Here is a 12392-nt window from a genome sequence, read left to right as displayed (position 1 = left end):
AACAACAATGAAAAAATTAACCATAGGCTTAATTGGTAATCCAAATTCTGGCAAGACAACCTTATTTAACCAGCTCACTGGCGCACGTCAGCGTGTAGGTAACTGGGCTGGCGTTACCGTCGAACGTAAAGAAGGGCAATTCTCCACCACCGATCATCAGGTCACGCTGGTGGACCTGCCCGGCACCTATTCTCTGACCACCATCTCATCGCAGACCTCGCTCGATGAGCAAATCGCCTGTCACTACATTTTGAGTGGCGACGCCGACCTGCTGATTAACGTGGTGGATGCGTCTAACCTTGAGCGTAACCTGTACCTGACGCTACAACTGCTGGAACTCGGCATTCCCTGCATCGTGGCACTGAACATGCTCGACATTGCCGAGAAGCAAAATATTCGTATTGAAATTGATGCTCTGTCGGCGCGTCTTGGCTGCCCAGTGATCCCGCTGGTTTCAACCCGTGGTCGCGGTATTGAAGCGCTCAAGCTGGCGATTGATCGCTATAAAGCTAACGAGAATGTGGAACTGGTGCATTACGCACAGCCGCTACTCAACGAAGCAGATTCACTGGCAAAAGTGATGCCTTCCGACATCCCGCTGAAACAACGTCGCTGGCTGGGCCTGCAAATGCTGGAAGGCGATATCTACAGCCGCGCCTACGCCGGTGAAGCGTCGCAGCATCTGGATGCCGCCCTCGCCCGTCTGCGTAATGAGATGGACGATCCGGCGCTGCACATTGCCGATGCGCGTTACCAGTGCATTGCTGCCATCTGTGATGTGGTAAGCAACACCCTGACGGCAGAACCCAGCCGTTTCACCACTGCGGTAGATAAAATCGTGCTCAACCGTTTCCTCGGTCTGCCGATTTTCCTCTTTGTGATGTACCTGATGTTCCTGCTGGCTATCAACATCGGCGGGGCGTTACAGCCGCTGTTTGACGTCGGCTCCGTGGCGCTATTTGTGCATGGTATTCAATGGATTGGCTACACGCTCCACTTCCCGGACTGGCTGACTATCTTCCTCGCCCAGGGCCTGGGTGGCGGCATTAACACCGTGCTGCCACTGGTGCCGCAGATTGGCATGATGTACCTGTTCCTCTCCTTCCTTGAGGACTCCGGGTATATGGCGCGTGCGGCGTTTGTGATGGACCGTCTGATGCAGGCGCTGGGCTTGCCGGGGAAATCCTTTGTGCCGTTGATCGTCGGTTTCGGTTGTAACGTACCGTCGGTAATGGGTGCACGTACGCTTGATGCACCGCGTGAACGTCTGATGACCATCATGATGGCACCGTTTATGTCCTGCGGCGCGCGTCTGGCTATCTTCGCAGTATTCGCGGCTGCCTTCTTCGGGCAGAACGGTGCGCTGGCGGTCTTCTCGCTGTATATGCTGGGTATTGTGATGGCGGTGCTGACTGGCCTGATGCTCAAGTACACCATCATGCGCGGTGAAGCGACGCCGTTTGTCATGGAGTTGCCGGTCTATCATGTACCACACGTTAAAAGCCTGATTATCCAGACCTGGCAGCGTCTGAAAGGCTTCGTTCTGCGTGCTGGTAAAGTGATCATCATCGTCAGCATTTTCCTGAGCGCTTTCAACAGCTTCTCGCTGAGCGGGAAAATCGTCGATAACATCAACGACTCGGCGCTGGCTTCCGTCAGCCGGGTGATCACCCCGGTCTTCAAGCCGATTGGCGTACATGAAGATAACTGGCAGGCAACGGTTGGCCTGTTTACGGGCGCAATGGCGAAAGAAGTGGTGGTGGGTACGCTCAACACCCTCTACACCGCAGAAAATATTCAGGACGAAGAGTTCAATCCGGCGGAATTCAACCTCGGTGAAGAGCTGTTCAGTGCGGTAGATGAAACCTGGCAGAGCCTGAAAGACACCTTCAGCCTTAGCGTACTGATGAACCCCATTGAAGCTAGCAAAGGCGACGGCGAAATGGGTACCGGGGCGATGGGCGTGATGGATCAGAAATTCGGTAGCGCAGCTGCCGCATACAGCTACCTGATTTTCGTCCTGCTGTATGTACCGTGTATCTCGGTGATGGGGGCTATCGCCCGTGAATCAAGCCGTGGCTGGATGGGCTTCTCCATCCTGTGGGGGCTGAATATCGCTTACTCACTGGCAACATTGTTCTATCAGGTCGCCAGCTACAGTCAGCATCCAACTTACAGCCTGGTGTGCATTCTGGCGGTTATCCTGTTTAACATCGTGGTTATCGGTCTGCTGCGCCGCGCGCGTAGCCGGGTGGATATCGAACTGCTGGCAACCCGCAAGTCGGTAAGCAGTTGCTGCGCAGCCAGCACCACCGGTGATTGCCATTAATGGCTTCACTTATTCAGGTGCGCGATTTGCTGGCGTTACGGGGCCGTATGGAAGCGGCCCAGATAAGCCAGACATTGAACACTCCACAGCCAATGATTAACGCCATGCTGCAACAACTGGAAAGTATGGGCAAAGCCGTGCGGATTCAGGAAGAACCTGACGGCTGCCTCTCTGGCAGTTGTAAAAGCTGCCCGGAAGGAAAAGCCTGTCTGCGCGAGTGGTGGGCGCTGCGTTAACCTTACTCCATCGCCTGTTTTGGAAAGCCCGGTATGCGTCTGCATCCGGGCTTTTTTGCGTGCGGCTTTCCATAAAAATGCAACTCTTGCAGCACGGCGTAAGTTCCTTTGAAAGCATCTCGCAGGGATGAAAACTCGCTAATACACAGGTGTGGAGTGGCGCGTAGAGTCGCGGCATTCAAACAACAGGTGAAGGAACGCCATGAGCAAAAAGCAGAGTTCCACCCCACACGATGCGCTGTTCAAACTCTTTTTACGCCAACCGGACACGGCTCGTGATTTTCTTGCGTTTCATTTACCGGCACCCATTCACGCGCTTTGTGATATGAAAACCCTCAAGCTGGAGTCGAGCAGCTTTATTGATGACGATCTGCGTGAAAGCTATTCCGATGTGCTGTGGTCGGTGAAAACGGAACAAGGACCAGGATACATCTATTGTCTGATTGAACATCAAAGCACCTCAAACAAACTGATCGCATTTCGCATGATGCGTTACGCTATTGCCGCAATGCAAAATCACCTTGATGCTGGATACAAAACGTTGCCGATGGTGGTGCCATTGTTGTTTTACCACGGTATTGAAAGCCCCTATCCCTATTCGCTGTGTTGGCTGGATTGTTTCGCCGATCCCAAACTGGCAAGGCAGCTTTATGCCTCCGCATTTCCGCTGATTGATGTCACCGTCATGCCTGATGATGAAATCATGCAGCACCGACGTATGGCGCTGCTGGAGTTAATTCAAAAACATATTCGTCAACGCGATCTGATGGGGCTGGTAGAGCAAATGGCCTGCTTATTAAGTAGTGGATACGCTAATGACAGACAAATCAAAGGGCTGTTTAATTACATACTGCAAACCGGCGACGCGGTACGTTTTAACGATTTTATCGACGGCGTTGCCGAACGTTCACCGAAACACAAGGAGAGTTTAATGACAATTACGGAAAGATTGCGGCAGGAGGGGGAACAATCCAAAGCCCTGCATATAGCCAAAATAATGCTTGAATCCGGAGTCCCTCTTACAGACATCATGCGCTTTACCGGGGTGTCAGAAGAAGAGTTGGCTGCGGCGAGCCAGTAAATTTCTGTCTCGCCATTTCAAAAGTTGCCTACACCCTCTGCTTCAACGCCACCAGCAGGTGACAAAACTCGACCGGATGCGAAATAAACGGCGCATGGGCCGCTTTGGCGAAGATATATGATTCGCTGTGAGGCCAAAGTTTATCCAGCATCGGCACCACTTTGCGCGGCACCAGACCGTCGAGATAGCCATACAATCGCAAAAACGGCATGGACACGTTTTGCAGCGGCTGACGGAGATCGACCGTTTTCAGGATTTCCAGCCCGCCATTAAGCACGTCAACCTCCGGCATCGGTAACGCCAGAACGGTTTTCTTCAACGCCCGCGCATCCTGGCGCGCCGTTTCAGTCCCCATGGTTTGTAACGCCAGGAACCGCTCCACTGTACGCTGAAAATCATCACTGAGTTGCTGCTGAAATCCCGCCAGCACGTCCGGTTTTATCCCCGGCCACTCGTCACGAGCACTAAAACAAGGTGACGACGCCACGGTGACCAGCGCCTGAACACGCTCGGGATGGGTTAAAACAATTTGGCTTGCCACCAGCCCGCCCAGACTCCAGCCTAACCAAATGGCTTTATCAGGTGCCTGTTGCAGCACGGCTTCGGCCATATCAGCAAGTGACAGCGCACCAAATCCCCGGCTACGCCCGAAGCCGGGCAGGTCAACAAGGTGCAGCGTAAAATGCGAGCTAAGTTCCTCGTCAATGCAACGCCACACTTCGGCATTCAGTCCCCATCCGTGCAGCAGCACAAGATGAACATTCCCCTGACCTTTGGTCTGCCACCAGATGTTATTCATCCGCTATTGTTCTCTTTTGACTTACAAGGATGAACATATGCTAACAGTACCGGGATTATGCTGGCTATGCCGAATGCCACTGGCGTTAGGTCATTGGGGGATTTGTTCGGTCTGTTCACGCGCCACCCGCACAGATAAAACGTTATGCCCACAATGTGGATTACCCGCCACACACTCCCATCTTCCCTGCGGTCGCTGCCTGCAAAAACCGCCGCCCTGGCAAAGACTGGTCACGGTTGCCGACTATGCGCCGCCGTTAAGTCCGCTTATCCACCAGCTTAAATTTTCCCGGCGCAGTGAAATCGCCAGCGCCCTGTCACGTCTGTTACTATTGGAAGTCTTACACGCTCGTCGCACCACCGGGTTGCAATTGCCGGATCGCATCATCAGCGTTCCGTTATGGCAGCGGCGTCACTGGCGTCGGGGATTTAATCAGAGCGATTTGCTGTGTCAGCCGTTATCACGCTGGTTGCACTGCCAATGGGATAGCGAAGCCGTCACACGTACACGGGCCACTGCGACCCAGCATTTTCTCAGTGCCCGGCTGCGCAAGCGCAACCTGAAAAATGCCTTTCGTCTTGAATTGCCCGTGCAAGGTCGCCATATGGTGATTGTGGATGATGTCGTTACCACCGGAAGTACCGTCGCAGAGATTGCGCAGTTGCTTTTACGCAATGGTGCGGCGACTGTCCAGGTCTGGTGCCTTTGTCGAACCTTGTAGAGCCTCGATGATGGGCGTATTATAACCAACTAAAATAGTCAACTATTAGGCCATTACTATGATCCGTATTTCCGATGCTGCACAAGCGCACTTTGCCAAACTGCTGGCAAATCAGGAAGAAGGGACACAAATCCGCGTATTTGTGATTAACCCTGGCACGCCTAACGCTGAATGTGGTGTTTCTTATTGTCCGCCGGATGCCGTGGAAGCCACCGACACTGCCCTGAAATTTGACCTGCTGACCGCGTATGTTGATGAGTTAAGCGCACCATACCTGGAAGATGCAGAGATCGACTTTGTTACCGATCAGTTGGGTTCTCAGTTAACGCTGAAAGCCCCGAACGCCAAAATGCGTAAAGTGGCAGACGATGCACCGCTGATGGAGCGCGTGGAGTATATGCTGCAGTCGCAGATCAACCCACAGCTTGCTGGTCACGGTGGTCGCGTTTCGCTGATGGAAATCACCGAAGACGGTTACGCCATTCTGCAATTTGGCGGCGGCTGTAACGGTTGTTCCATGGTCGATGTGACGCTGAAAGAAGGGATCGAGAAGCAGCTGCTGAACGAATTCCCGGAGCTGAAAGGTGTGCGCGATCTCACCGAACACCAGCGCGGCGAACACTCCTACTACTAAGTTATCCCCTCTTTTGTAGATTGCCCGATGCGACGCTAAAGCGTCATTTCGGGCCTACGTTGAACATGTGCCAGACGTTGGCACAGCATTGCTTTGGCAAATCCCTCCCTTCGTTTCCCCGCGATAATATGACCAACCTCTCATAATTTAAATTTACCCCGCTCTGGTGATTCTCAAACGCCAGATGTTACCCGTATCATTCACATGGGTACCAAACATACTCCTGACATCTGACTACAATAATTAGTTTTAGTGGGTATCAGTCGTGGTGCCGCAATATCTCTGTTCCCGATTGGGATAATTAGAGTTTGTCGTCAGAAAATTGACGTTACCCATAACAAATGAAAGGCCAGGTAAATCATGCCATTAGTCATTGTTGCTATCGGTGTAATCTTGTTGTTGCTCCTGATGATCCGCTTCAAAATGAACGGCTTCATCGCTCTCGTCCTCGTGGCGCTTGCTGTTGGATTAATGCAAGGAATGCCGCTGGATAAAGTTATTGGCTCCATCAAAGCCGGTGTCGGCGGGACGCTCGGTAGCCTTGCCCTGATCATGGGTTTTGGCGCAATGCTGGGCAAAATGCTGGCAGACTGCGGTGGCGCACAACGTATCGCCACCACGCTGATTGCCAAATTTGGTAAAAAACACATCCAGTGGGCGGTGGTACTGACCGGTTTTACCGTTGGTTTTGCCCTGTTCTATGAAGTGGGCTTTGTGCTGATGCTGCCGCTGGTGTTTACCATCGCGGCTTCTGCGAATATTCCACTGCTGTATGTTGGTGTACCAATGGCAGCTGCACTGTCTGTGACCCACGGCTTCCTGCCACCGCATCCGGGTCCGACTGCGATTGCCACCATTTTCAATGCCGATATGGGTAAAACCCTGCTGTACGGTACTATTCTGGCAATCCCGACCGTGATTCTCGCCGGTCCGGTTTACGCTCGCGTGTTGAAAGGTATCGATAAGCCAATTCCGGAAGGTCTGTACAGCGCGAAAACCTTCAGCGAAGAAGAGATGCCGAGCTTTGGCGTCAGCGTCTGGACCTCTCTGGTGCCGGTAGTACTGATGGCGATGCGTGCGATTGCCGAAATGATCCTGCCGAAAGGTCACGCTTTCCTGCCGGTAGCGGAGTTCCTCGGTGACCCGGTAATGGCAACGCTGATTGCCGTGCTGATTGCGATGTTCACCTTTGGTCTAAACCGTGGTCGTTCAATGGATCAGATTAACGACACGCTGGTTTCTTCCATCAAAATCATTGCGATGATGCTGTTGATCATCGGTGGTGGCGGTGCGTTCAAGCAGGTGCTGGTAGACAGCGGCGTGGACAAATACATTGCTTCCATGATGCACGAAACCAACATTTCTCCGCTGCTGATGGCCTGGTCGATTGCTGCCGTACTGCGTATCGCGCTGGGTTCCGCAACCGTTGCGGCAATCACTGCGGGTGGTATCGCGGCACCGCTGATTGCAACGACGGGTGTTAGCCCGGAGCTGATGGTTATTGCGGTTGGTTCCGGTAGTGTGATTTTCTCTCATGTGAACGATCCGGGCTTCTGGCTGTTCAAAGAGTACTTTAACCTGACTATCGGCGAGACCATCAAATCCTGGTCGATGCTGGAAACCATTATCTCGGTGTGCGGTCTGGTAGGCTGTCTGCTGCTGAATATGGTGATTTGATAACACTGACTGCCGGATGCATCGCATCCGGCATCAACCGCACTCTACTTCTTCTTCGCTGCAGCTCTGCGCCGTCTGTCCAAATCCTTCAGCAACTTGTTCACGCCATCATCGGCAAACATCGTCTCAAGCGTTGCGGAGAGCTTGCGCCGCCAGTTTTTATACTGGTAACTGGTGCCAGGAATATTCACCGGTTCGGCCATATCCAGCCAGTCTTCCGGCTGTAGTCCTAACAGAGCACTGTTACTGTCGGCAATGTAGCGCTGCAAACCACGATTAAGCGTCGGCGTCATCGACATCAACGATGCCTTATGCCCGGCACGTTTTGGCAGACAACCATATTTATGCAGTGCATCCAGCAGCCCTTGCTTCGCCAGTTCGCGATCCTGATACAGACCGCGCAGTACCACTTCATCCGGATACAGCCCCAGGGTTTTGCCCAGCGTTAGATCCCCGCTCTCCCAGTAGCCGCGTAGCGTAGGCAGGTCATGTGTCGCCGCAACCGCCATCGACTGCTCCGGATACGCTTTCGGTGCACGGAACGTCTTCTCGTGGTCGTTTTCGAAATAGAGCACTTTGTAGGAGTACACACCGCTGCTGCGCAGCTTACCGACAATCTCTACCGGTACGGTACCGAGATCTTCACCAATCACCATACAGCGATGACGTTTACTTTCGAGTGCCAGAATCGAAAGCAGATCATCCACCGGATAGTGAACATACGCGCCCTGATCTGCCGTCTCGCCATACGGTATCCACCACAAACGCAGCATCGACATCACATGGTCAATTCGTAATGCGCCGCAGTTTTGCATATTGGCACGCAACAGCTCGATAAACGGTTCATAGGCACGCGCGGTAATAATATGCGGGTCCATTGGCGGTAATCCCCAGTTCTGCCCCAACGGGCCGAGGATATCCGGCGGCGCGCCAACCGACGCTTTCAGGCAATACAGTTCACGGTCACACCAGGTTTCCGCCCCACCTTCCGCTACGCCAACCGCCAGATCACGATACAAGCCAATCGGCATTTCATAGCCCTGGCTTATCTCCCAGCAGGCGGCAAACTGGCTGTAAGCCAGCCACTGCAACCAGAGATAAAAATCAACGTCATCACGATGTTCTTCGCAGAACTGACGCACTTCTGGTGAATCCACGTTCTGATACATCTCTGGCCATGCAGGCCAGCCCCAGCGCATTTCGTCCTCTTTCACTTGCTGGGCATGTAGCGCATCAAAGGCTGCCTGCCAGAACAGGCTGTCGCCTTGATCTGCAACAAACTGGCGAAACGCGGCCATCTGCTCATCATCACGTTGCGCGAAACCTTTCCACGCCATTCGTAATGCTGTCATTTTTAGGGCGGTAACCGTGGAGTAATCGACCCAGTCGGCATCGCGCGCCTGTTGCAGCGTCTGTTGCGTGGTCGGCAACTGCCACCAGGCCTGAGCCTCTTCGCTAAGATGGAAATCTTCAACGGCGTTAACGTCGATATAAATCACATTCAGCCAACGGCGAGAAGACGGGCTGTATGGGCTGGCACTCTCCGGATTTGCCGGATAGAGCGCATGAATCGGGTTCAGGCCGATGAACGACCCGCCACGTTTTGCCACATCCACCAGCATCGCTTTGAGATCGCCAAAATCCCCAATACCCCAGTTTTTTTCCGATCGCAGCGTATAAAGCTGGACGCAGGCACCCCACAGCTTTTGTTTATTCAGCAACGCCTGCGGTTCGTAACAGCGCTTCGGGGCGACAATCACCCGGCAATGCGCGCGCTGGTCGTCCTGGGTGAGTGTCAGCGTGTGATAACCTTCCGGCAGCTTCGTCGGTAGATTGAACGCTTTGCCCCCCGTTACATGGCCTTTGTACTGTGTTCCTTCTTCGGTGGTCAGCAGCCAGCTATATTCGCCGCTGCCCTCCACCACCATCGGCATTTTTTTGCCGCTGGTATAAACCATGACATTCGGGACTGGCGTTACCGCCACTTTCGTGGCGGTACGTTGATGCATCGCGTCAAGCAAACGCCGTTTGGTTTCGGCGCTAATCGACTGCGGTTTACCGTGGGCATTGATGTAATTGGGGCTAATCCCCGCCGCCAGCGCGGCATTATCCAGACGTTTGCTTTCCATCGAGCTTCCTTAGCGTTTTGCCTGCCAGATACGAGCCTGATAATCGCGAATAGAGCGATCCGAGCTAAACATACCGCAGCGGGCGGTATTGAGGATCGCCGCGCGAGTCCAGGCCTCCTGGTCGCGGTACAGCACATCCACCTGCTTTTGTGCCTCAACATAGGCTGCGAAATCCGCCATCACCAGATACGGATCGCCGCCTTGTTTGCCGATACTGTGCAGCATCTGGTCGAAGGCATGCTTATCGCCGTCGCTGTATTTACCGCTTTCCAGCTCTTTCAATACTGCGTCCAGCACCTTATCTTTCTTCCGCCATTTCACCGGGTCGTAGCCTTTGGCCAGAATTGCCTTCACTTGTTCCACGGTATGACCAAAAATAAAGATATTTTCTTCACCGACTTTCTCGGCGATTTCAACGTTCGCACCATCCAGCGTACCGACAGTAAGCGCACCATTGAGCGCCAGTTTCATATTGCCGGTACCGGAAGCTTCTTTACCTGCAGTCGAAATTTGTTCGGAGATATCCGCCGCCGGGATCAGTTTTTCCGCCGCCGAAACGCAATAATCCGGCAGGAACACCACCTTCAACTTATCGCCAACCAGCGGATCGTTGTTGATCACGTCAGCCACTTTGTTGATCGCAAAGATAATATTCTTCGCCAGGTAGTAGCCCGGTGCTGCTTTCGCGCCGAAGAGGAAGACGCGCGGTACGCGATCAGCCTGCGGGTTTTCACGAATTTCTTTGTACAACGCCAGAATATGCAGCAGATTCAGGTGCTGGCGTTTGTACTCATGCAGACGTTTGATCTGAATATCGAAAATCGCCTGTGGATTGATCTCAATACCGGTACGAACTTTCACAAACTCCGCCAGACGGACTTTATTCGCCTGCTTGATCTCGCGATATTGCTGACGGAATTTCGCATCATCAGCGAATTTTTCCAGATTGATCAGCTGATCGAGATCGTTAGCCCACTCTTTTTTCAGTGATTTATCCAACAGAGCCGCCAGTGCCGGGTTGCACTGTTTGATCCAGCGACGTGGGGTAATACCGTTGGTGACGTTATGGAATTTGTTCGGCCATAGCTGGTGATATTCCGGGAACAGATCTTTCACCACCAGATCCGAGTGCAGCGCCGCAACACCGTTCACCGCGAAACCGCCAACCACACACAGGTTCGCCATATGCACTTGTTTGTCGTGCACCACCGCCAGTTTGGCCCACACTTTTTCATCGCCCGGCCAGGTTTTCTCCACCAGCGTTTTAAAGCGAGTATTAATTTCGTTAATAATCTGCATGTGGCGCGGCAGTAAGCCTTTCACCAGTTTCACATCCCAGCGTTCCAGCGCTTCTGGCATCAGGGTATGGTTGGTGTAAGCGAAAGTTTTGCTGGTAATGGCCCAGGCGTCATCCCAGCTCATCTGGTGCTCATCGATCAGCACGCGCAGCAGTTCTGGAATCGCGATAGTTGGGTGGGTATCGTTCAGCTGAATAACTTCGTAATCCGCCAGTTCGTGCAGTTTACGCCCCGCCAGATGATGGCGACGCAAAATATCCGCTACCGAACAGGCACACTGGAAGTACTGCTGCATCAAGCGCAGCTTTTTACCGGCAGTATGGTTGTCGTTTGGATAGAGAACTTTGGTCAGTTTTTCCGCATTGATGCCCTGCTGTTCGGCACGCAGGAAATCACCGTCGTTAAATTTAGTCAGATCAAACGGATGCGCGTGCGTCGCCTGCCACAGACGCAGCGGCTGCGCCACGCCATTACGATAGCCGACAACGGGGAGATCCCACGCTTGACCGGTAATGGTAAACTCCGGCTCCCAGCGTCCGTCTTTCGTCACTTTACCGCCAATCCCTACCTGCACATCCAGTGCTTCGTTGTGGCGGAACCACGGGTAGTTACTGCGATGCCAGTCATCCGGCGCTTCAACCTGTTTGCCATCGACAAAAGACTGGCGGAACAAACCATATTGATAGTTCAGACCGTAACCCGTCGCAGACTGACCGACAGTTGCCATTGAGTCGAGGAAGCACGCCGCCAGACGTCCCAGACCACCGTTACCCAGCGCCGGGTCGATCTCTTCTTCCAGCAGGTCAGTCAGATTGATGTCATAAGCCTTCAACGAATCCTGTACATCCTGATACCAGCCGAGATTCAACAGGTTGTTGCCCGTCAGACGACCAATCAAAAACTCCATTGAGATGTAGTTAACATGTCGCTGATTCGCCACCGGTTTGGCGAATGGCTGAGCACGCAGCATTTCGGCCAGTGCTTCACTCACTGCCAGCCACCACTGGCGAGGAGTCATTTCAGCCGCAGAATTTAAGCCATAACGCTGCCACTGACGTGAAAGCGCTTCCTGAAATTGCTTATCGTTAAAAATAGGTTGTGACATAGGAGTTCCACTTTTCTTAGATTTTCAACACAACGTTATCGCTAGTTTGCCAGGCTCGATGTTGACCTTCCTCATCCTGCGGGGGATTAGGCAGGGAGGAGTTGCGGGGATGAGCAAGGAAATGTGATCTCAACCACTTAAAGCTAGTGCAAACCACAGGATTAGCAGCAAATCAATGCAATACAGCGCAGAAAATCTGTATCTAAGTGCAAAAAATGGCCGTTGCGTATTTTCAAAAAGCGGAAGGTAACTCTATAAATTAAGTAAAGGAGTGAAACAGTTTCATAAGTAAAATATCCAGTGTGCTCCATCTCATTCTTAATAGATTTATTAAGATCATCTTTTTAGATGGCACTTTCATCAGGAATGAAGAAGAAACCCTT

At 52.8% G+C, this 12392-nt stretch carries 9 protein-coding genes; 6 read left to right on the top strand and 3 right to left on the bottom strand.

The window, feature by feature from the left end; all coding sequences use genetic code 11:
- Positions 1 to 7: 7 nt before the first annotated feature.
- The 3 genes from feoB to rpnA all read left to right on the top strand — a co-directional run bounded on the left by feoB (position 8) and on the right by rpnA (position 3646).
- Entirely contained in the window at positions 8 to 2329 is a 2322-nt protein-coding gene (feoB, locus tag AB4H76_RS02225; protein ID WP_000737014.1) for a Fe(2+) transporter permease subunit FeoB, read from the top strand.
- A complete protein-coding gene (gene feoC / locus AB4H76_RS02220; RefSeq protein ID WP_000157586.1) occupies positions 2329 to 2565 on the top strand; it encodes a [Fe-S]-dependent transcriptional repressor FeoC in 237 nt (78 codons plus the stop codon). The genes feoB and feoC overlap by 1 nt, the downstream gene beginning before the upstream one ends.
- 202 nt (positions 2566 to 2767) lie before the next feature.
- Positions 2768 to 3646: a recombination-promoting nuclease RpnA gene (rpnA, locus tag AB4H76_RS02215; protein ID WP_033814113.1), complete on the top strand. Its 879-nt coding sequence runs from the start codon at positions 2768 to 2770 to the stop codon at positions 3644 to 3646.
- A 28-nt stretch (positions 3647 to 3674) separates the two neighbouring features.
- On the opposite strand, the gene bioH is transcribed toward rpnA, so the two are convergent.
- A complete protein-coding gene (gene bioH, locus AB4H76_RS02210; RefSeq protein WP_001060076.1) occupies positions 3675 to 4445 on the bottom strand; it encodes a pimeloyl-ACP methyl ester esterase BioH in 771 nt (256 codons plus the stop codon).
- 37 nt (positions 4446 to 4482) lie between these two features.
- On the opposite strand from bioH, the gene gntX reads away from it, so the two are divergent.
- From gntX to gntT, 3 genes are all read left to right on the top strand, one after another.
- Entirely contained in the window at positions 4483 to 5166 is a 684-nt protein-coding gene (gntX, locus tag AB4H76_RS02205; RefSeq protein ID WP_000958727.1) for a DNA utilization protein GntX, read from the top strand.
- Positions 5167 to 5224: 58 nt separating this feature from the next.
- Positions 5225 to 5800, top strand: a complete 576-nt coding sequence (nfuA, locus tag AB4H76_RS02200; RefSeq protein WP_000619389.1) for a Fe-S biogenesis protein NfuA — start codon at positions 5225 to 5227, stop codon at positions 5798 to 5800.
- 360 nt (positions 5801 to 6160) lie between these two features.
- Complete coding sequence (gene gntT, locus AB4H76_RS02195) at positions 6161 to 7477, top strand: gluconate transporter (protein WP_001131758.1); 1317 nt, start codon at positions 6161 to 6163, stop codon at positions 7475 to 7477.
- Between the two features lie 44 nt (positions 7478 to 7521).
- On the opposite strand, the gene malQ is transcribed toward gntT, so the two are convergent.
- Together malQ and malP are read right to left on the bottom strand one after the other, a co-directional pair.
- Positions 7522 to 9606: a 4-alpha-glucanotransferase gene (gene malQ, locus AB4H76_RS02190; protein WP_000444340.1), complete on the bottom strand. Its 2085-nt coding sequence runs from the start codon at positions 9604 to 9606 to the stop codon at positions 7522 to 7524.
- Between the two features lie 9 nt (positions 9607 to 9615).
- Positions 9616 to 12009 carry a maltodextrin phosphorylase gene (gene malP / locus AB4H76_RS02185; RefSeq protein WP_000081903.1) on the bottom strand — a complete coding sequence of 798 codons (2394 nt, stop codon included), beginning with the start codon at positions 12007 to 12009 and terminating at the stop codon, positions 9616 to 9618.
- Positions 12010 to 12392: the final 383 nt, after the last annotated feature.

Source organism: Escherichia sp. UTM R2 (assembly GCF_048593455.1).
In the GTDB taxonomy this organism is placed as follows: Bacteria; Pseudomonadota; Gammaproteobacteria; order Enterobacterales; family Enterobacteriaceae; genus Escherichia; species Escherichia coli.
This window is presented reverse-complemented; position numbering and strand designations above follow the sequence as displayed.